The organism is Pseudomonas sp. S3_E10, assembly GCF_054667615.1.
The window spans coordinates 4529606-4551298 of record NZ_CP162743.1 but is presented as its reverse complement, the minus strand read 5'-3'; the positions used below and the strand labels follow the sequence as shown (position 1 = coordinate 4551298).

The window sequence follows — 21693 nt, the reverse complement described above, 5'->3', positions numbered from 1 at the left end:
ACTCAAACTGTGGAAGAGGGCATGCCCCCGATGAGGCCCTGACAGGCAACCAAATCTACAGCCCTTCCAACTCCGCCATCAGGTCACTCAACCGATCCGCCTTCTGCGCGCTGATCTCGTTGGCCGCCAGCCCATCAATGTATTCGGCCAACTGCGCCACCGTGCTGCACTCGAACATCGCCCGCAACGGCACATCGCGCTGTAGCGTCTTCTGTACCCGCGAGGCGATCTGCGTGGCCAGCAACGAGTGCCCGCCCAGTTCGAAAAAGTTGTCCTGCACACCGACTTTTTCGACTTTCAGCACTTCGGCCCAGATGGCGGCCAACGTGGTTTCCAGTTCGTTGCGTGGCGCCAGGTAATCCTGGCCCTGCAACTGGCCGATCTCCAGCGCCGGCAGGGCCTTGCGGTCGAGTTTGCCGTTGGCGTTGAGCGGCAGGCGCTCCAGCCACAGCCAGTGCAGCGGCACCATGTATTCCGGCAGTTCGGCACGCAGGCGTTGCTTGATACGGTCCAGGCGTTCGCCTGAACTCAGCGTTTCATCAGTTGGCACCAGATAACCCACCAGATGCCTGCCATTGGCGCCGTCCTGGACGCCGACCGCCGCGTCACGCACTTCGGGTTGCTCGTGCAGGCGCGCTTCGATTTCGCCCAGTTCGATGCGGTAGCCGCGAATCTTCACCTGATGATCGATCCGCCCGACGTATTCCAGCACACCGTCGCTGCGGCGGCGGGCCAGGTCCCCCGTGCGGTACACACGTTCCCCCGGCGCACCGAACGGGTTCGGCACAAACACCTGGGCGGTGCGCAGCGGGTCGCTGACATAACCGCGCCCTACCCCGGTACCGGCCACGCACAACTCGCCCACCGCCCCTTGAGGCACCAACTCCAGCGCGCCATCGAGCAGGTACAAACGGTTGTTGTCAGTGGGCGTGCCGATCGGCAAGTAGGTGCCTCGGGTCGACGCCAGGTCGACGCGGAAGAACGCCACGTCATCCGAGCATTCCGCCGGGCCATACGCATTCACCAGGCCGATCTGCGGGTAACGCAGCAACCATTGGTGCGCCAGCTCCGGTGGCATGGCTTCGCCGGTGGGCAGCATCCAGCGCAGGCCGTCGAGGCTGATGCGGTCCTGGGCGAGCATGCCCTGGATCAGCGACGGCACGCTCTCCAGCACCGTGATGCCCTGGGCCTGCACATGTGCCAGCAAGCCCTGGGGGTCATGGGCGATGCTGTTCGGCACAATGTCCACCCGCGCGCCGAACAGCGGCGCGGCGAGGAATTGCCACACGGAAATATCGAAACTTTGCGAGGCCGTCTGAGCGATCACATCCGCCGCGCTCAGGTCCAGGTAGGGCAGTTTGCTCAACTGGTTATTGAGCATGCCGCGCTGTTCAACCATCACGCCTTTGGGCAGGCCGGTGGAACCCGAGGTGTAGATCACATAGGCGAGGTTGTCCGGGCCACTGTAGATACCCGGGTTCTGCTCTGACGCCGCCAGCGTTTCCCATACCAGCAACGTCGGCCGAATCGCACAGCCCAATTGCGCCAGCAGTTCCAGTGCCTGCTCGTGGCACGCCTCGGTGCATACCAGCAACGGCGTGCGGCTCAAATCGATAATGCGGCTCAGACGCTGGCTTGGCAGGCCGGGGTCCAGCGGCAAGTAACCGGCACCGGCCTTGAAGCTGCCGATGATCATGCCCAGCAGGTCCAGGTTGCGCTCGGCCAGCAACGCCACCGGCTGATCCAGGCCGACGCCCGCCGCGACCAGCGCATGGCCCAAGCCGTTACTGCGACGGTTGAGTTCGTCAAAGCTCCAGTGCCGGCCCAGGCAACTGGCCGCGATCCGCTGCGGATGCGCGGCCACTTGCGCTTCGAACAGCTCGACATAACTACGCGCCAACGGGTAGTCGTGCTCACTCTGGTTGCAGCCTTCCACCAGGAACTCGCGTTCCTGCTCGCCGATCAGCGGCAGGTCGGCCATGTCGCCATGGAAGCCTTGCACCAGCGCCAGCAGCAAGCGCTTGAACTCGCCGAGCATGCCTTGCACGGTGGTTTCGTCAAAATAACGCTGGTCATACGACAAGTGCAGGCCGAGGTCATCACCGGGGTAGCACACGGCGGTCAACGGGAAGTTGGTGTGGGTGCGGCCGGAGTCCGAGGTGGCGTTCAGGCTTTGCGCACGGTCCAGCACCGAGGTTTCCACAGGGGCGTTTTCGAACACGAACAGGCTGTCGAACAACGGTTGGCCCTTGGGCAGTTCGCTGTGTTCCTGGATCGTCACCAGCGGCAGGTATTCGTACTCGCGCAGCTGCATATTGCTGTCGAGCAGGTCGCTCAGCCACTGGCGCACGCTGCACCGCTGGTCATCCTCGGGCAGTTTCACGCGCAGCGCGACGCTGTTGATGAACAGGCCGACGGTGCGTTGCATCTCTGGCATGTCTACCGGGCGACCGGCCACGGTGACGCCGAACAGCACGTCACGCTCCCCGCTCAAGCGCCGCAATACCAAGGCCCAGGCCGCTTGGGCGAAGGTGTTTACGGTGAGCTGATGGGCCTGGGCCAATTCGCGCAGTTGCACGCCATCAGCGGCGTCGAGGCGGGTGTAACAATCGCCCACTACCATGCCACCGCTGTGGCCGGCGTGTTCACGCAGGAACGGCCGGTCACTCGGGATCGGCGTAGTGCGCTCGAAACCCTGCAGGTTGTGTTGCCACCACTGGCGGGCCTCATTCAGGTTCTGGCGTTGCAGCCAAGCGATGTAGTCGCGGTAGCGCGGCGGCGTGGCCAGTTGCGCGTCGCGGCCTTCACCGAGCGCCAGGTAGATTTCGAAGAAGTCATTCATCAGCAGCGAACGGCACCAGGCATCGATCAGAATGTGGTGGTTGCTCATCATGAACCAGTAGCGCGCTTCGCCGACGCGGATCAGGCGCAGGTGGAACGGCGCCTGGTTGAGCAGATCGAAACCGGCTTCGCGCTCGGCTTTGAGCAGCGCTTGCAGGCGCGGCTCCTGCTCGGCCTCAGGCGCGGCGCTCCAATCGAGATATTCAATGGGCGTGCTGCCCGGTGTGTGGATCACTTGCAGCATGTCTTCGCCGACGTTCCAGCAGAACGAGGCGCGCAGGGCTTCGTGACGGGCGATCACCGCGTGCCAGGCCTGGGCGAAACGCTCAGGGTCCAACGCGCTGTTGATACGGTAGCGGTCCTGCATGTAATACAGGCCGGTACCCGGTTCCAGCAAGGTGTGCAGCAGCAGGCCTTCCTGCATCGGGGTCAGCGGGTAGACGTCTTCGATGGCATTGGCCGGTACCGGCAACGCATCCAGTTGCGGCTGGGTCAGGTGCGCCAGGGGGAAGTCGGACGGGGTGAGGCCGCCGGCATCGTCCTGAAGGCAGTGGGCAATCAGGCTTTGCAGCTCAGCCAGGTACGCCCCGGCCAATTCGCGGACGGTGTGGGCGTCGTGGCGTTCGCGGCTGAAGGTCCAGCGCAGCACCAGTTCCCCGCCGTACACCTGGCTGTCGACGCTCAGTTGATTGGGCAGCGGCGCGTCCGGGTCATGGGCCAGGCCGGCAGGCTCCTCCAGCGGATGGAACAGCGCATCGCCGCCGAAGCTCTGGTCGAACTGGCCGAGGTAGTTGAAGGTGATGTCGGCGGTTGGCAACGCCGCCAGGGTCCGCCTGCACAGGTCGTCCGCCAGGTAACGCAGCACGCCATAGCCGAGGCCCTTGTGCGGCACGCCGCGCAGTTGTTCCTTGATCGCCTTGATCGAGGCGCCCTGCTCCGCTTGCGGGGTCAGGCGCAATGGATAGGCGCTGGTGAACCAGCCGACGCTGCGGGTCAGGTCGATCTCATCGAACAGGGGTTCACGGCCGTGGCCCTCCAGTTGGATCAGAGCCGATGCATGCCCGCTCCAGCGGCACAGCACGCGGGCCAAGGCGGTCAGCAGCAGGTCGTTGACCTGGGTGCGGTAGGCGCTCGGCGCTTGTTGCAGCAATTGGCGGGTGTGTTCGGCGCCCAGGCGCACGCTGACGGTCTCGGCATCGCGATTACGCAACGTACCGTGCGCACGGTCCACCGGTAACGCCACAGCGGGCCCGGCCAATTGCTGCTGCCACACCGTCAGTTCTTCGCGCAGGGATTCGCTGCCCGCATACGCCTGCAAGCGCGCGGCCCAGTCACGCAGGGCGCTGGTCTTGGCCGGCAGGTTCACCGACTGGCCGTCGCTCAATTGGCGATAGACGTTCTGCAGGTCTTCGAGCAACACACGCCACGACACACCGTCCACCACCAGGTGATGGATCGCGATCAGCAGGCGTTGCTGGCCGTCGGGGCCATCCACCAGCAAGGCGCGCAGCAGCGGGCCGTGTGCCAGGTCGAGGCTGCGCTGGGTGTCGGTGAACAGCGCGGCGCATTGATCCATATCGCGCACATGCGCCTGCATCAGCACGCCGCCCTGGGGCACGGCCAAGTGTTCGGCGTGCCACTGGGCGTCCCGCTGCGTGAAGCTCAGGCGCAGGGCATCGTGGTGTTCGAGCACGGCCAGCAGCGCTTGCTCCAGGCGCTGGGGGTCGAGCAGTTGCAGCGGCTTGAGCAGCAGGGCCTGGTTCCAGTGCTGGCGATCAGGAATATCGGTGTCGAAGAACCAATGCTGGATCGGCGTCAGGCCCGAGCTGCCGGTGAGCACGCCTTGCTCAGCCGTGACGCGCTCGGAGCGCGTGGCGACGGCGGCCAGGGTGCGCACCGTCTGGTGCTGGAACAGGTCGCGCGGGCTGAAATGAACCCCGGCCTGGCGCGCGCGGCTGACCACTTGGATCGACAGGATCGAGTCGCCACCCAGCTCGAAAAAGTTATCGTCCAGGCCGACTTGCCGCACGTTCAACACCGCGCACCAGATCGCGGCCAGGGTTTGCTCCAACTCGCTGCGTGGCGCCACGTACTGCTGACGATTGGCCTCGGCGTCCGGTTGCGGCAAGGCGCGGCGGTCGAGTTTGCCGTTGGCGGTCAGCGGCATGGCATCCAGCACGATCAGGTGCGCAGGGACCATGTAGTCCGGCAGTTGCGCCTTGAGGTGGGCCTTCAACGCATCGCGCAGCGTGACCGGCGCCTGGTCGCTGACCAGGTACGCCACGAGCTGCTTGCCGCTTGGCGAGTCGAGCGCCAGCACCACGGCTTCGCGCACGGCCGGATGTTCCAGCAGGCGGGTTTCGATCTCGCCCAACTCGATACGGAAGCCGCGAATCTTCACCTGATGGTCGATCCGCCCCAGGTATTCCACCAGACCATCGGCGCGTTGGCGCACCAGGTCACCGGTGCGGTACAGACGGCCGCCCCGGGTGCTGAACGGATCGGCCACAAAGCGTTCCGCCGTCATGCCCGGACGCTGGTGGTAACCCTGGGCCAGGCCGGCACCGCCGACGTACAGCTCGCCGGTCGCGCCTTGCGGTACCAACGCCAGGTCGGCGTCGAAAATATACGCCACGCGGTCACCGATAATGCTGCCGATCGGCACGCTGCCGGCGCCCTCCTCCAACTGCTGCGGCGCCAGGCAGGCCAGCGGCATCACCACGGTTTCGGTCGGGCCATAGGCGTTGAAAAACACCTGGGGCTGGAATGCCGCACGGATGCGCTGCAAATGCTCGCCGGTCAGCGCCTCGCCACCGGTGATGCACATGCGCACCGGCAGGGTTTGTTGCTGGGTCGCCAGCCATTGCGCCAACTGGCTGCCATAGCTGGGGGTAAAGCCAAGGACATTGATGCGATGGGCACGGATCAGCCCGCAGATTTCTTCGGCATCCCACTGCCCCTGGGCACGCAACACTACCTGCGCGCCGCTGAGCAACGGCACCAGCAAACGCTCGGTGGCGGCGTCGAAGTTGATCGAATAGAAATGCAGCTCGCAATCATCCGGGCGCATGCCGAAGCGTTCGATCACCGCCTGGCAATGCATAGCGATTTCGCCGTGAGAGACCACCACGCCTTTTGGCTTGCCGGTGGAGCCGGAGGTGTAGATCAGGTACGCCTGGTGTTGCGCCAGGCTGATAAACGGCAGCTCATCCGCCGGGTAATCGGCAAGCCTTGGCGAGTCGTCTTCCAGGCACCAGCACGCCAGCGTGGCCGGCAGTTCACCGAGGGCTTGGAACATCGCCGCATCGCTAAGCAACAGGCCGATACCGCTGTCTTCGATCATGTAGTGCAGGCGGTCCAGCGGGTATTCCGGGTCCAGCGGCACATAGGCACCGCCGGCCTTGAGGATCGCCAGCAGGCCGACGACCATTTCCAGCGATCGCGGCAGCGCCAGGCCGACCCGCACCTGCGGGCCCACGCCGCGCTCGCGCAACATCCAGGCCAGGCGATTGGCGCGGGCGTCGAGTTCGGCGTAAGTCAGGGTCACGCCGGCAAAGGTCAGGGCCGGTGCATCCGGGCGACTGACCGCCTGCCGGCTGAACAGCGCGTGGATGCACTGGTCGAGACGATGTTCACCGGCCTCCACACCGAGGCTGCCGCGCAACGCCCGTTGCTCGTCGGCATTGAGCAACGGCAGTTCACTGAGGCGTTGTTCGGGACCTGCAATCAGCGCTTCCAACAGGTTGCGCCAATGCGCGGCCATGCGCGCGATGCGCGGTTCGTCGAAGAGGTCAGTGCTGTACGTCAGGCAGCAGCCCAGTCGATGGTCGAGGTCGGTGACCTCCAGGTTGAGGTCAAACTTGGTCGCGCGGGCATCGTTGGCCAGGTACTCGACGGTCATGCCAGCCAGTTGGCGACTCTGCTGGAACTCCCAGCGCTGCACGTTGCACATCACCTGGAACAACGGGTTATACGCAGCACTACGCGGCGGTTGCAGGGCTTCCACCAAGTGGTCGAACGGCAAGTCCTGATGGGACTGGCCTTCGATCACGGTGTGGCGCACCTGCTCAAACAGTTCGCCGACCTGCATCTGCCCATTGAGCCGGCAACGCAGCACTTGGGTGTTGAGGAACGCACCGATCAGCCCTTCGCTTTCAGGGCGAATACGGTTGGCCACCGGCGCGCCGATGCGCAGGTCGGTCTGGCCGCTGTAGCGGTAGAGCAACACGGCGAGGGTCGCGGTCATGGTCATGAACAGCGTGAGGCCGCGTTCGGCGTTGAAGGCGCGCACGCGGGCGGCCAATTCGTCGCTGAGATCGAAACGGTACAGCTCGCCCTGGTGGCTTTGCACCGGTGGCCGTGGCCGGTCGGCAGGCAGTTCGAGCAGTGGATGTTCATTGCCCAGTTGTGCCGTCCAGTAATCGAGCTGGCGTTGGCGCTCCCCGGCTTCCATCCACTGGCGTTGCCACACGCTGTAGTCGAGGTATTGCACCGGCAACGGCGCCAGCGGCGACTCGCGCTCGTCGATAAAGGCTTCGTACAGCGCGCTGAGTTCACGGGCAAAGATGTCCATGGCCCAGCCTTCGGTGACGATATGGTGCAGGGTCAGCACCAGGTAGTGTTCCTGCTCGCCGGCCTTGACCAGGCACGCACGCAGCAATGGCCCGGTTTCCAGGTTGAACGGCGTGTGGGCTTCATGCTCGGCCAACTCCTGCAAACGCTGCGCGCGCGCGGCTTCATCCAGCGCCGAAATATCCTGCCAGGCCATGCGCAGGCCGGTCTGCGGCGAGACCTTTTGACAGGCCACGCCATCGACATTCGGGAAGGTGGTGCGCAGGGTTTCGTGGCGCATGATCAACGCTTGCAACGCGGCCTCGAAACGCCCCACGTCGAGCACGCCGCGCAGGCGCGCCATGCCGCCGACGTTGTAGGCCGGGCTGTCCGGTTCCATTTGCCAGAGGAACCACATGCGCTGCTGGGAATAGGACAGCGGCACCGGTTGGCTGCGGTCGACCTTGGCGATTGCGGTTTGCCGGTTACGCTGGCCCGAGGCCTGGATCAGGCTGATCTGCTCAACGAACGCCCCCAGTTCACTGGCTTCGAACAAGGTACGCAGCGGCAACTCGACGTCACAGGCCTGGCGGGTGCGCGAGATGATTTGCGTGGCCAGCAACGAATGGCCGCCGAGGGCGAAGAAGTCGTCGCGCAGGCCGATACGCGGCAGGCCGAGAACTTCGCGCCAGATGGCGGCAATTTGTTGCTGCAACGGTGATTCGGGTTCAAGGTGTTCACGCACCTGCCACACCGGTTCCGGCAGCGCACGGTGGTCGAGTTTGCCGCTGGGGCTCAGGGGCATGGCGTCCAGGCGCATCAGCAGCGCGGGCACCATGTACTCCGGCAATTCGGCGGCCAGGGCGGCCTTCACGTCCTGCTCCACCCATGCGGTGTGGGCGGTGTAGTAGCCGATCAACGTGGCGTTGCGCACCAGCACCACGGCCTGGGCGATACCGTCCAGGGCCAGCAGGCGTGCTTCGATTTCCTGCGGCTCCAGGCGCACACCGCGCAGCTTGATTTGTTGATCGAGACGGCCGAGGTATTCGAGCACGCCATCGTTGCTCCAGCGCACGCGGTCACCGGTGCGGTACAGGCGCGCACCCGGCTCGCCCAACGGGTCGGCCACGAAGCGTTCGGCGGTCAACCCGGCACGGCCAAGGTAACCCCGCGCCAGGCCGATGCCGCCGATGCACAGTTCACCCGGCACACCGGCCGGCAACAGGTTGAGCTGGTCGTCCAACACGCGACAGATCACATTGCCCAGGGGTCGGCCAATCGGCGAGCGCTCGCCATCTTCGGCCTGGCAATGCCAGTGCGTGACGTTGATCGCGGTCTCGGTCGGGCCATAACGGTTGTGCAATTGCACCGCCGGCAACTGCGCCAGGACGCGGTTGCGCAACTCGGCAGGCAAGGCCTCGCCACCGGAGAACAGGCGACGCAGGCTGGTGCACCCGGCCGCCAGCGGTTCGTCGATAAACAGCTGCAACAGCGGCGGCACAAAATGCAGGGTGGTCACGCCGTGTTCCTGCACCAGTTGCGCAATGCGGTGCGGGTCGCGATGTTCACCGGGGCCGGCCAGCACCAATCGGCAACCGGTGATCAGTGGCCAGAAGCACTCCCACACCGACACGTCAAAACTGATCGGCGCCTTTTGCAGCAGCACGTCGGTGGTGTCCAGTTGATAGGTGGCCTGCATCCACTGCAAGCGCTCGGCCAGGGCCGCGTGGGTGTTGCCCACCCCTTTGGGGCGGCCGGTGGAGCCGGAGGTGTAGATCACGTACGCCAGGTTGTCGCCGTGCAGGCGCAGGCCCGGTGCCTGGGTCGGCCATTGATCCAGATGCAGGCTGTCCATGGCAATCACGCACACACCGGCGGGCGTCGGCAGGTGGTCAAGCAATGAGGTCTGGGTCAGCAGCAGGTGTACGCCGCTGTCCTCCAGCATGTAGGCCAGGCGTTCGGCGGGGTAGTCCGGGTCGAGCGGCACATAGGCGCCACCGGCCTTGATGATCGCCAGCAAGCCGATCAACAGTTGCGGCGAACGCTCGGCGGCGATGGCCACGCAGACGTCGGGGCCGACGCCTTTGTCGCGCAGGTAATGGGCCAGGCGGTTGGCCTGGGTATGCAGGTGGGCGAAGCTCAGGCTGCCGCCCTGCCAGACCAGTGCGGTGTCGTCCGAAGCCGCTTGATTGAGCTGTTCAGGCAACCACTGCCGGGCCGGCGCGCACGGCGCCTGGGCCCACGGTTGTGGTTCGTTCGCCGGCATCAACGGCAGGTCGCCGAGGGCTTGGCGCGGTTGTGCGCAGACCGCCTGCAGCAGGTGGCTGAAGTGTTCGGCCAGGCGCTGGATCGTCCCAGGGTCGAACAGTTCGTCGGCGTAGTCGAACGACAGGCTCAGGCGTCCGTTACGGTCTTCTTCGCTGTGCAGTTGCAGGTCGAACTTGGCTTCGCGGCTGTGCCACGGCAGTTCATCGGCCAGTATGCCCGGCAGGCGGCGCAAGGCGCTGAGGTCGCGTTGCTGGTGGTTGAACATGACCTGGAACAGGCCCTGCTCGCGCGCTTGCGCAAAGGCTTCGAGCAGTTGCTCGAACGGCAAGTCCTGATGGGCCTGGGCGCCCAGCGCCGTCTCGCGGGTGGCCGCCAGCAGTTGGTCGAACGGCAGGCGCCCGTCCAGCTCGGCGCTAAACACCAGCGTGTTGATGAAGAAGCCGACCAGGCCTTGGGTTTCCTGGCGCGGGCGGTTGGCGTTGGGCACGCCGATGCGGATATCGCGCTGGCCGCTGTAGCGGTAGAGCAAGGTCTGGAACGCCGCCAGCAACAGCATGAACGGCGTGGACTCATGGGCCTGGGCGGTCTGGCGAATCGCTTGGCTGAGGTTGACGCTCAGGCGCGTGGTGTGGCGCGCGGCACTGTTGAGGCGCCGCGCCGAACGCGGGTGATCGCCAACCAGGTTGAGCGTCGGCTGCTCGTCGCCCAGGTGGGCTTTCCAGTACGCCAGTTGGCGCTGGCCTTCACCTTCGGCCAGCCATTGGCGCTGCCAGGTGCCGTAGTCGGCGTATTGCAGGGCCAGTGCTGGCAGCTCCAGGGGCTGGCCCTGTGAAGCGGCGGCGTACAACCGCGAGAATTCATCGATCAGAATGTTCAGCGACCAGCCGTCGGCAATGATGTGATGCAGCGTCACCAGCAACTGGTGGTCTTCATCATCCAGGCGCACCAGGGTCACCCTCAGCAACGGGCCTTTCTCCAGATCGAACCGGGTGCGCGCTTCATCCTCGCGGATCTGCTGCGCGCAGGCTTCGCGTTCCACGGCGGGCACGTCGCTGAGGTCGATGACGTGCAGCTCGAACGCCCCGTGTTCATCGATGCGCTGGAAGCCCCGGCCGTCGCGCTCGTAGAAACGCGTGCGCAGGGCTTCGTGGCGCTGGACCAACTGCTGGAAGCTCAGGCGCACGGCGTCTTCGTCCAGCTCGCCGCGCAGGCGCAGCGCGCCGGGGATGGTGTAGGCGCTGCTGTGCGGGTCCAGTTGCCAGGTGATCCACAGGCGATTCTGGGCCAGGGATTGCGGTAGTTCGTGCTGGCGCGAGAGGGGCTGGATCGCACCTTGGGCTACGCCACCCTCCTGTTGCAACTGCGCAACGCGGGTAGCAAAGGCGGCCAGTGTGGGCGCTTCGAAGAGCATGCGCAGGTTCAGCTCCAGGCCCAGGGTTTCACGCAGGCGTGCGACCACCTGGGTGGCAATGATGGAGTTGCCGCCGAGCAGGAAGAAGTGATCGTCGGCGGCGACATGGGCCACCTGCAACTGCTCGCACCAGATCGCGGCGATCCGGTTGTGCAGTGCGGACTCCGGCGCGGCCTCGCTGACCGGCGCTTGCACACCGGGGAACTGCGCATAGCTGTCGAAGCTGCCGTCGGCATGACGCAGCGCGCACGCGGCACGCTGCAGCTTGCCGCTGGAGGTCTTCGGCAACGCGCCGGGGTTGAGCAGCACCACCACGCTTGGCGCTTCTTGACAGGCCTCGGCCACGGCCTGGCGGATGGCTTTGATGAGGGCTTCGGGCGGCAGAATCTTCTGCACGCTGCGGCTGATTTCGGCGGCAATGCCGATGCCTTCCAGGCCCTGGTCATTCACCGCGAACGCCGCGACGCGGCCCTTGCGCACCACTTCCACTTCGCGCTCGATGGTCTGTTCGATGTCTTGCGGGTACAGGTTATGGCCACGCACGATCAGCAGGTCTTTCAGGCGCCCCGTGATGTACACCTCGCCTTCACGGATAAAGCCCAGGTCACCGGTGCGCAGCCAGGTGCGCCCGGCGTGCTGCACGAAGGTCTTGGCGGTGGCTTCGGGGTTGCGCCAGTAGCCGTGGGCGATGCTCGGGCCGGTGGCCCAGAGTTCGCCGACGCGGTTGTCGGCCAGTTCACTCAAGGTGTGCGGGTCGACGATCAGTACCGCGTGTTCGGGCTGGGGGGTGCCGCAGCTCATGATCGCGCTGCCCTGCCCGGGCTCGGCGCGATTGGCGGCCAGGGCCTGCTCGTCGACGCGCAGCGTCGGGATACCGTGGCCACGGCGGCCACCGGCGACAAACAGCGTCGCTTCCGCCAGGCCATAGGAGGCGAAGAATTGCTTCGAGCTGAAGCCACAGGCGGCGAACTTCTCGGCGAAGCGTTCCAGGGTGTCGAGGCGAATCGGCTCGGAACCGGAATAGGCCACGCGCCACTGGCTCAAGTCCAAGCGATCCAGAGCCGACTCGCTGACCCGCTCGCTGCACAGGCGGTAGGCGAAGTCCGGGCCGCCGCTGATGGTGCCGCCGTATTCGCTGATCGCCTCCAGCCAGCGCAACGGCCGAGCGAGGAAATACGCCGGCGACATGAGCACGCACGGCACGCCGCTGAAGATCGGCTGCAGCAGGCCGCCGATCAAGCCCATGTCGTGGTACAGCGGCAGCCAGCTGACGATCACGTCATCCGGGTTCAGATCAATGCCGAAACCACGCCGGATCAGCACTTCGTTGGCCACCAGGTTGCCGTGGCTGACTTGCACGCCCTTGGGCAGCGCGGTGGAGCCGGAGGTGTATTGCAGGAAGGCAATGTCGCCGGGTTGCAGGTCGGGGGCAATCCAATGGTCGGCCAGTGGCGCATCGAGGGTGTCGACGCTCAGCAGCGGCGGCGCATGCTCGATCTGCGCCAGGCCATCGGCGAGGCTGGCGATGGTCAGCAGCAGGCGCGGCTCGGCGTCGCTGATGATCGACAGCAAACGCTCCTGGTGATGACGGCGGGCGGATTCCGGCGGGTAGGCCGGCACCGCGATCACGCCGGCGTACAGGCAGCCAAAGAACGCCGCGACGTAATCCGGGCCGCTGGGAAACAACAGTACCGCGCGGTCGCCCGGCTCGGCGTTGGCTTGCAGCGCGGCGGCGATGGTGCGGGCACGCTGGTCGAGGTCGCGGTAACTGAGCACCACGCTGTGCTCGGCGGACTCGGCGAGGAAGCGCAGGGCCACCTGGTCCGGGGTCTGCGCGGCACGGCGTTGAAGGGACTGGACCAGAGTAGAGGGAAGTTCGAAGGCGTCCATCATGGGGTTCCTGCCTGAAATCGGCTTACGGGAAATTATGAAATTGGGGGGCTTCAGCCGGCAACCCGTTGCCGCGCCGCGCCATTGCGCCAGCGGGCCAGATGTTCTTCGGCGTAGCGCCGCAGGCAGCGCAGCACGGCGCTTTCGTGCTGCACGAGGAAGAAGTGGTGGCCGTCGAACAGGTCGAGGGAGAAGCCGCTGGCGGCATCGAGTTGCCAGTCGAGCAATTGGTCGGCACGCACGCTGTCCTGCTTGCCGCCGAACACATGAATCGGCATGCCCAGCGGCGCGCGCCGGCCGTAGATGAAACTGCCGCAAAGCAGGAAGTCGGCGCGCAGGATCGGCAGCATCAGTTGCATCAATTCGGGGTTGGCCAAGGCTTCTTCGGCAGTGCCCTGCAACTCGCGCAGGCGGTCGATCAGTTGTGCATCGGTCTTTTCGATGGCGTATTCGCTGACATCGCGGCGCGCGGGGCCTGCGGTGCCGGAGGCGAACAGGGCCAGTGGCGCCGGCAGGTTGCGTGCGGCCAGCGCATGGACCAGCTCGAAGGCCAGCAGCCCGCCAAGGCTGTGACCGAACACGGCATAAGGGCCGCTCAGGTCATGGCTGATCTCCTCGGCGAGTTGCGCGGCCAACGCCTTGATATCGCGCTGCAAGGGCTCGTCCATGCGCATGCCACGACCGGGCAATTCCAGCGGGCACACGTGCAACCAGTCCGGCAGGCTTCGCCGCCAACGCGCATAAACCATGGCACTGGCGCCGGAATAGGGCAGGCAGAACAGGCGCAGTCTGGTCGGTGCACTCATCGCTTGAGCACTCCCCACTGAAACACGCTGTGTGCACGGTAAAAACCCATTTCGTCCTCCTGCGGGTGGCTGATCCTTGGCCGCTTGACTAACGGACCTGTCACCCAGAAGAACGGACGGCACCGGCAAATAATTAGTCGCAGGCGCCGAGCGAGAGGTGGTTCACATCGAACCGGAAGGCATAAGATTAGTTCCTCTTCTCATTTGACAATAATTATCATTAAGCATAATTTGTTGCCCGATGTGTAGGAGGCCTCAGCAAGGACGCCCTCTCCCAACCTCTTTTGCGACAAGGTGATTTCCATGACGGAACAAGTATCCACAGGCAGGTGCGACTCACCCCTTCTCCAGGCATTCGTCGACAATCGGCTGATTCTGGTGAAGATCGCGGCACGCATTACCGGTTGCCGCTCCCGTGCCGAAGACGTTGTGCAGGACGCCTACTTTCGACTGCAATCGGCGCCTACGATCACCTCATCGTTCAAGGCCCAGTTGAGTTACCTGTTCCAGATCGTGCGCAACCTGGCGATCGACCACTACCGCAAGCAGGCCCTGGAGCTCAAATATTCGGGGCCGGAGGAGGAAGGCTTGAATGTGGTGATTCACGGCGCCTCGCCGGAAACCTCGCACATCAACTTCAACACCCTGGAAAACATCGCCGACGCGCTGACCGAGTTGCCCCAGCGCACCCGCTACGCGTTCGAGATGTACCGCCTGCATGGCGTGCCGCAAAAGGACATCGCCAAGGAGCTGGGGGTTTCGCCCACACTGGTGAACTTCATGATTCGCGATGCGCTGGTGCACTGCCGCAAGGTTTCGGGCAACCACAGCGACACCTTCGCGCGGCGGGTATGACCGCCCGCTGATCGTTCCCACGACGGGAACGATCAGCGCCCCTTCACGCTAACCCACACCGCTCAAAAAACCGCTCGCGCCCCAGCAGCATCAGCGCCGCGCGCTTATGCGGGAAGTCGAACTCCTTTTCGCAGTGGAAACACTGGTTGTGCATATGGCCGATCATCTTCGCGTTGTCGGCACGCGGCTCCGCCACCACACGCTGGGTGCGCGGGTCATCCAGTAACAAGTAGTGCACCAGCGCCGATAGCCAACTGGCGACCTTGTGCGGGCCGCGATGATGCTCCTCGCCTACCAGCATGTGGATGCCGCGATCGTAGTCAGCGGCGTCGTAGAACGGTGCGATGCGATCTTCCTTGGCCCAGTACGCTTCAAAATAGGCAAAGGGTTCGTCATCGAAGCAGCCGATCAAGGTGAGGGTGTGCGGGTCGGCCTCAAGCTTGTCCAGGTACTCGCGATGCTGTTGCAGGCTGCCGCTTTCCTGCCAGAAACTCGCCACGCGCGGGCTGTTCTGCCAGCGATTGAAGCGCGCCAGGTCGACGTCAATCTCCACGGTTCGCAGGGAAATCCAGGCACCCAGGCGCGCGTCGAAACGGCGATAAACCTCACCCCGTGGTTTCGGCGGGCGCGCAGGGTGGCGCTTGCCGGCACTGATAACCATCTGTTGCGGGTAACTGCCAGCAGGGGAATGCCCGAGCCACGGCTGGGGCAGTTGCCAAAACAGGGTGCGCTTACAGTGATACTGCCCGGCAATCTCGGTGGTCCGCAGCAAACCGCTGCGCAACGCATCCTCCGGCACATGTTCAAGGTGCCAGGCCAGGCGCTGGCGGGTCGGCTCTTTGGCGAACAACCAATAGCAGGCGGCCCACAACGCCTTTGCGGACGGCACCTCGCCGGGTTGCTGCCAATGCACATGCAGTTCGTCGCCGCGCTCCAGGCGCAAGCGGGCCAGTGGCTGGCCTTCCAGGGTCAGGCTCAGGTGGTTTTCGGTTTCATCGGCATTCAGGGCCGGCCCGGCCGGCAAGGGCAAGACCGACGGGTCATTCGGATTGGACATGGAGAGGGCTCACGGTAGCGTCGACTGGATAAAGAAGTGACGTGAGCCGCGTGCACAAATTTAGCCGATCAGGGTACTGCCATCACATCGATGCGGTACGGCTCGAAAATTTTCAGCATCTGGCCGCTGTCGCGCAAACGCTTGAGCATGGCGCTGAACGCTTCGCCGGTAATCGGCGCCCCGGGCCGTAGCAAGGCGTAATGGTGATACACCTGGTCGATGCGCTGCGAGACCAGGAACGTGCCGGCTATGGCGGCGTTGCGCACCATGAAGTCGCTCAAGTAAGAACGGGTCACCAAGGCGATATCAGCACGGTCACGGGCGACCATTTGCAGGTTGCTGTCATGGGAGTAGGTCAACGTGGCGTTGAAGTGCTCGGCCATGTACTTGGGGTCGGGGTTGAAGTGAGCGAAGGCATAGTGATAACCACTGAACACTGCCAGGCGTTTGCCATCGAGGTCAGCGAAATAGCGCTGCTCACGACCTGGCTTGCGCTGCGCGACAAACACTTCCGCATCTTCCAGGCCCATGTCGACGGCTGTGTGTTGAATGTTTTTCCAGCCCCAATCGGGGTTCTCGAAAATCGCCATGTCGACCCGGCCTTGTTCGAAATCGCGAAAACGTCGGGGGATGGAGGTGGGCACCAGCACAAACTGGTAGTCGCTTTGCGAGGCATTCAGGGCCTCGACCAATTGCGGCAGCAAACCGGTGTCGGCGCCCTGCTCCGGGCGCACGGTGTAGGGCGGAAAATGCGCCGCGCCGATGCGTACCAGTTGCGCAGCCGAAGCCGGCATCCACCACGCGGTGCCCAGTGCCCATAAAGTAAGTCCTGCAGCCAACCGCCATGGCGATAACATCAAGGCACACACCGTTCAACACATTGATGGCGATAAGCTAGGCGTTTTTGCCTGGCGAAACAACTTTCCGTCGGCAAATTAATAGCTTGCGCCTCAGTCAGGTTTGAGCACCATCAACAGCGCCTCTTGGGCCAATTGCTCAAGGGTCAGGCTGCCCTCGGCGCGAAACCAGGTGGTGGTCCAGGACAACGCGCCGGTGAGGAAACGTCGGACGATAAACACATCGCCTTTGATGTAGCCGGCCGCCTTGGCCTCCCCCAGTACCTGCAACCAGAGCTCTTCATACACGTCGCGCAGGGCCAGGACCTGGGCCTGGCCCTCGGCCGACAGTGAGCGCCATTCGTACACCAGCACCGCCATGGCCTCGCCGCTGCCGCCCATGATCGACTGCAATTCGCAGCGAATCAGCGCCAGCACACGCTCGCGCACGGTGCCGGCCTCTTCCAGCGAAGCCCGCATCAGCGCGGTGTTGTAATGGATGGTTTCCTCCATCACCGCACGCAGGATCTCATCCTTGCTCTTGAAGTGATGAAAGATGCTGCCGCTCTGAATGCCCACCGCGCCTGCCAGGTCGCGCACGGTGGTGCGTTCAAAGCCTTTGTGGCGAAACAGGTGAGCCGCGGTTTGCAGCAACTTGCCCCGGGCGCTGTCGGGGTCGGTCAATTGCCCGCCGTCGACCATGGTGCGCATCACCCGCAGGGCTGTTTGCTCATCCATGCTGCTCTCCTTTACTTCTACTGACGTCTTGGCCGGCAATTTAGGCGGTGCCGGCCAACCAAGCAAGCGCTTGGGTGAAACTTGTATCCAATGTTTACAAACCAAGCGCTTGCTTGGTAGTCTCATCGCCAGCCACTCGAGGAAGGATTTCTCATGAGCAAGACGGTTCGTATCGGCTGCGCCAGTGCCTTTTGGGGCGACACCTGCACCGCCGCCGCGCAGTTGGTACACGGCGGCGCGCTGGATTACCTGGTGTTCGATTACCTGGCGGAAGTCACCCTGTCGATCCTCGCCGGTGCGCGGATGAAAGACCCACAGGCCGGTTACGCCACGGATTTCGTCGAAGTGCTCACGCCGCTGCTGGCCGAGATCCAGCGCCAGGGCATCCGCGTGATCAGCAATGCCGGCGGGATCCACCCCCAGGCCTGCGCCACCGCCCTGCAAGCGGCCTGCGACAAGGCCGGCATCGCGTTGAAAATCGCGGTATTGCTCGGGGATGACCTGCACCCCCGACTCAAGCAATTGCCCAATATCCGCGACATGTTCAGCGGCGCGCCATTGCCGCCGGTGTGCGTATCGGCCAATGCCTACCTCGGTGCTCCGGGCATCGCACAGGCTTTGACGCTGGGCGCCGACATCGTCATCACCGGCCGGGTCGTCGACAGTGCGGTCGTCAGCGCGGCGTTGGTGCATGAATTCAAGTGGGCATGGCATGACTATGACCAGCTCGCCCAGGCCGCGCTCGCCGGCCATATCATCGAATGCGGCGCCCAATGCACCGGCGGCAACTTCACCGATTGGCGCGAGGTGCCCGACTACGAGCACATCGGTTTTCCCATCGTCGAGGTCAGCGCCGACGGCTCGTTCACCGTCGCTAAAGTCGACGGCAGTGGCGGGCTGATCAGCGAACTCAGCGTGGCCGAACAACTGCTGTATGAGATCGGCGACCCGCGCGCGTATCTGTTGCCCGACGTGATCTGCGATTTCAGCCAGGTCACCTTGCAGCAACAAGGGGAGAACCGCGTTCACCTGCGCGGCGCCAAAGGGCTGCCGCCGACCGACCAGTACAAGGTCAGCGCCACCTACCCCGACGGATTCCGCTGCACCGCCAGTTGCCTGATCGCCGGGATCGACGCGGTGGCCAAGGCCGAGCGCGTCAGCCAGGCGATCATCCACAAGACCTCGCAGCTGTTCAGCCAACGCGGCTGGGCGCCTTACACCGACGTGAATATAGAACTGCTGGGCAGCGAAGCGACCTATGGCGCCCACGCCCGGCGCCACGACTGCCGCGAGGTGGTGATGAAACTGGCGGTGCGGCACCCGAGCAAGCAGGCACTGGTGCTGTTCGCCCGCGAAATCGCCCAGGCCGCCACGGGCATGGCGCCGGGGCTCACCGGCATCGTCGGCGGGCGGCCCACGGTGTATCCGTTGATTCGGCTGTTTTCGTTCCTGGTCGACAAAACCCTGTGTGAGCCGCTGATCGAGTTCGAAGGCAAGCGCCACCCCTGCACCTTGCCTGCCGCTACCGTATTGGCCACTCCCGCAGCGCCACTTGATCCGCCAACCGCGCAAGGCTGCGCCGACGCCAGCGTGCCGCTGGTGAAACTCGCGGTGGCGCGCTCCGGCGACAAGGGCAACCACAGCAATATCGGCGTGATCGCCCGCCAGCCCGAGTACCTGCCGTGGATCGCCGAAACGCTGACCCCACAAGTCGTCGTCGACTGGATGAGCCACGTCCTCGACCCCGTGTATGGCCGCGTCGAGCGCTGGTACCTGCCCGGCAGCCACAGCCTGAATTTCCTGCTGGAAAACGCCCTGGGCGGCGGCGGTATCGCCAGCTTGCGCATCGACCCGCAAGGCAAGGCCTTCGCCCAGCAGTTGCTGGAAATCCCCATCGCGGTGCCGCAACACATCGCCGATCAATTCAAATAAGGAGCGCTGCCGTGGCTTTCGACTCGATCTTCAAAGCCGACCTTTTCCAGGGGCACACCCTGATCGTCACCGGTGGCGGCAGCGGTATTGGCCGGTGCACCGCCCACGAGCTGGCAGCCCTGGGCGCCCGCGTGGTTCTGGTGGGGCGCAAGGCGCCAAAGCTGCAACAGGTCGCGCAGGAAATCACCGAGGACGGTGGCAGCGCCCATTGGCACGCCTGTGATATTCGCGACGAAGAGGCGGTGACGGCGCTGGTCACGCAGATCATCAACGAGCACGGCCCCGTGCACGGGTTGGTCAACAATGCCGGGGGCCAGTACCCCTCGCCGCTTGCCTCGATCAATCAAAAGGGCTTTGAAACCGTACTGCGCACCAACCTGGTGGGCGGCTTCCTGATGGCGCGGGAAGTGTTCAACCAGTCGATGAGCACGCACGGCGGCGCCATCGTCAATATGCTCGCCGACATGTGGGGCGGCATGCCTGGCATGGGCCACTCGGGCGCGGCGCGCGCGGGCATGGACAACTTCACCAAGACCGCCGCCGTCGAATGGGCCTGCGCCGGCGTGCGGGTCAACGCCGTAGCGCCAGGCTGGATCGCATCCAGCGGCATGGACACCTACGAAGGCGCATTCAAGGCAGTGATCCCGACCTTGCGCGAACATGTGCCACTCAAACGCATCGGCACCGAATCGGAAGTCAGCGCCGCCATTGTGTTCCTGCTCAGCCCCGCCGCCGCGTTCATCAGCGGCAGCACCCTGCGCATCGACGGCGCCGCCAGCCTGGGCAGCCGCGCCTGGCCGCTGCACAAGGCGCAGCCGCCAAGCGAGCCCTTCAATGGTTTTCATCGGGCGTATCTACCCGATGTGCTCAAGACGGAGCAATAGCGCATGCCGGTGATTGAAAGCCTGATCGACCCGCACAGCCCGCAGTTCGCGCAGAACCGCCAGGCCCTGCTGGAAAGCCTCCAGCACCTGCGCCAACTGGAGCAGAACCTGCTGAGCAAAGCCCAGGAAGCCAAGCCCAAGTTCGACACACGCGGCCAATTGCTGCCCCGCGAGCGTCTGGACCTGCTGCTGGACCCTGGGGCGCCGTTCCTGGAACTGGCCAGCCTGGCCGGCTACAAGCTGCATGACGACAAGGACGGCAGCGCCGCCGGTGGCGGGTTGATCGCCGGTATCGGCTATGTCAGCGGGGTGCGCACGCTGGTGGTGGCCAACAACAGCGCGATCAAGGGCGGCACCATCTCCCCTACCGGCCTGAAAAAATCCCTGCGCCTGCAACAGATCGCCCTGGAAAACAAACTGCCGGTGGTGACCCTGGCCGAAAGCGGCGGCGCCAACCTCAACTACGCCGCCGAGATCTTCGTCGAAGGCGCGCGCAGCTTTGCCAACCAGGCGCGCATGTCGGCCATGGGCTTGCCGCAGATCACCGTGGTGCATGGCTCGGCCACGGCCGGCGGGGCGTATCAGCCGGGGTTGTCGGATTACGTGGTGGTGGTGCGCGGCAAGGCCAAACTGTTCCTCGCCGGGCCGCCCCTGCTCAAGGCCGCGACGGGTGAAGTGGCCACCGATGAAGAACTGGGCGGCGCCCAGATGCACGCGCAAACCGCCGGCACCGCCGAATACCTGGCGCAAAACGACGCCGACGGCGTGCGCATCGTACGGGAGATCGTCGGCCTGCTGCCGTGGAATGATCGCCTGCCGGCAGCGCCACAACGCACCTACACAGAACCGCTGTACCCCGTCGACGAACTGCTGGGATTGATCCCCGATGACCCGAAAAAGCCCTACGACGTGCGCGAGATCCTCGCGCGCCTGGGCGACGGCTCGCGCTTCCTCGAATTCAAGGGTGAGTTCGACGCCCACACCGTCTGCGGCCATTTGCACATCCAGGGTCGCGCCGTCGGCGTGATCGGTAACAACGGCCCCATCACGCCCAAGGGCGCCAGCAAGGCCGCGCAGTTTATCCAGCTGTGCGACCAGAGCCGCACGCCGCTGCTGTTCCTGCATAACACCACCGGCTTCATGGTCGGCACCGAATCGGAGCAGCAAGGGGTGATCAAGCACGGCGCGAAGATGATCCAGGCGGTGGCCAATGCACGGGTGCCTAAACTCACGATTGTGGTGGGCGGCTCCTACGGCGCCGGCAATTACGCGATGTGCGGCCGCGGCCTCGACCCGCGCTTTATCTTCGCCTGGCCCAACAGCCGCACGGCGGTGATGGGCGGGGCGCAGGCAGGCAAGGTGCTGCGTATCGTCACCGAGGCCAAGCAACTCAAGGACGGCCTGGTGCCCGACCCCAAGATGCTAGACATGCTGGAGCAGGTCACCGCGCAGAAACTCGACAGCCAGTCCACTGCGCTGTATGGCAGCGCGAACCTGTGGGACGACGGGCTGATCGATCCTCGGGATACGCGAACGCTGCTCGGTTTTTTGCTGGATATCTGCCACGAGGCCGAAGTACGGCAATTGCAACCGAACAGCTTCGGCGTGGCGCGTTTCTAACAGG

The 21693-nt window shown here is 64.6% G+C and carries 9 protein-coding genes; 4 read left to right on the top strand and 5 right to left on the bottom strand.

Features of this window, described 5'->3' with window-relative positions; all coding sequences use genetic code 11:
- Positions 1 to 55: 55 nt before the first annotated feature.
- Entirely contained in the window at positions 56 to 12964 is a 12909-nt protein-coding gene (locus tag AB4N98_RS20875) for a non-ribosomal peptide synthetase (RefSeq protein WP_460148886.1), read from the bottom strand.
- Between the two features lie 50 nt (positions 12965 to 13014).
- On the bottom strand, positions 13015 to 13767 hold the full coding sequence (locus tag AB4N98_RS20870; RefSeq protein ID WP_267863798.1) for a thioesterase II family protein: 753 nt from the start codon (positions 13765 to 13767) through the stop codon (positions 13015 to 13017).
- 303 nt (positions 13768 to 14070) lie between these two features.
- Here AB4N98_RS20870 and AB4N98_RS20865 point away from each other — a divergent pair, with 303 nt between their 5' ends.
- The gene (locus AB4N98_RS20865; RefSeq protein WP_017527661.1) at positions 14071 to 14622 is read left to right on the top strand and encodes an RNA polymerase factor sigma-70; all 552 of its coding nucleotides are present in this window, start codon (positions 14071 to 14073) and stop codon (positions 14620 to 14622) included.
- Between the two features lie 43 nt (positions 14623 to 14665).
- Here AB4N98_RS20865 and AB4N98_RS20860 read toward each other — a convergent pair whose 3' ends face one another.
- The 3 genes from AB4N98_RS20860 to AB4N98_RS20850 form a co-directional block, all read right to left on the bottom strand.
- Positions 14666 to 15679, bottom strand: coding sequence for a GNAT family N-acetyltransferase (locus tag AB4N98_RS20860; RefSeq protein WP_065876510.1), 1014 nt, complete (start codon positions 15677 to 15679; stop codon positions 14666 to 14668).
- A gap of 68 nt (positions 15680 to 15747) precedes the next feature.
- The gene (locus tag AB4N98_RS20855; RefSeq protein WP_083221583.1) at positions 15748 to 16536 is read right to left on the bottom strand and encodes a substrate-binding periplasmic protein; all 789 of its coding nucleotides are present in this window, start codon (positions 16534 to 16536) and stop codon (positions 15748 to 15750) included.
- A 93-nt stretch (positions 16537 to 16629) separates the two neighbouring features.
- Complete coding sequence (locus tag AB4N98_RS20850) at positions 16630 to 17253, bottom strand: TetR/AcrR family transcriptional regulator (RefSeq protein ID WP_017527658.1); 624 nt, start codon at positions 17251 to 17253, stop codon at positions 16630 to 16632.
- Positions 17254 to 17406: 153 nt separating this feature from the next.
- Here AB4N98_RS20850 and AB4N98_RS20845 point away from each other — a divergent pair, with 153 nt between their 5' ends.
- Genes AB4N98_RS20845 through atuC form a run of 3 tightly spaced genes read left to right on the top strand, consistent with a single transcriptional unit; the run spans position 17407 to position 21689 of the window.
- On the top strand, positions 17407 to 19185 hold the full coding sequence (locus AB4N98_RS20845; protein ID WP_065876512.1) for an acyclic terpene utilization AtuA family protein: 1779 nt from the start codon (positions 17407 to 17409) through the stop codon (positions 19183 to 19185).
- Positions 19186 to 19196: 11 nt separating this feature from the next.
- Positions 19197 to 20069 carry an SDR family oxidoreductase gene (locus AB4N98_RS20840; RefSeq protein WP_017527656.1) on the top strand — a complete coding sequence of 291 codons (873 nt, stop codon included), beginning with the start codon at positions 19197 to 19199 and terminating at the stop codon, positions 20067 to 20069.
- 3 nt (positions 20070 to 20072) lie between these two features.
- Entirely contained in the window at positions 20073 to 21689 is a 1617-nt protein-coding gene (atuC, locus tag AB4N98_RS20835; RefSeq protein ID WP_017527655.1) for a geranyl-CoA carboxylase subunit beta, read from the top strand.
- Positions 21690 to 21693: the final 4 nt, after the last annotated feature.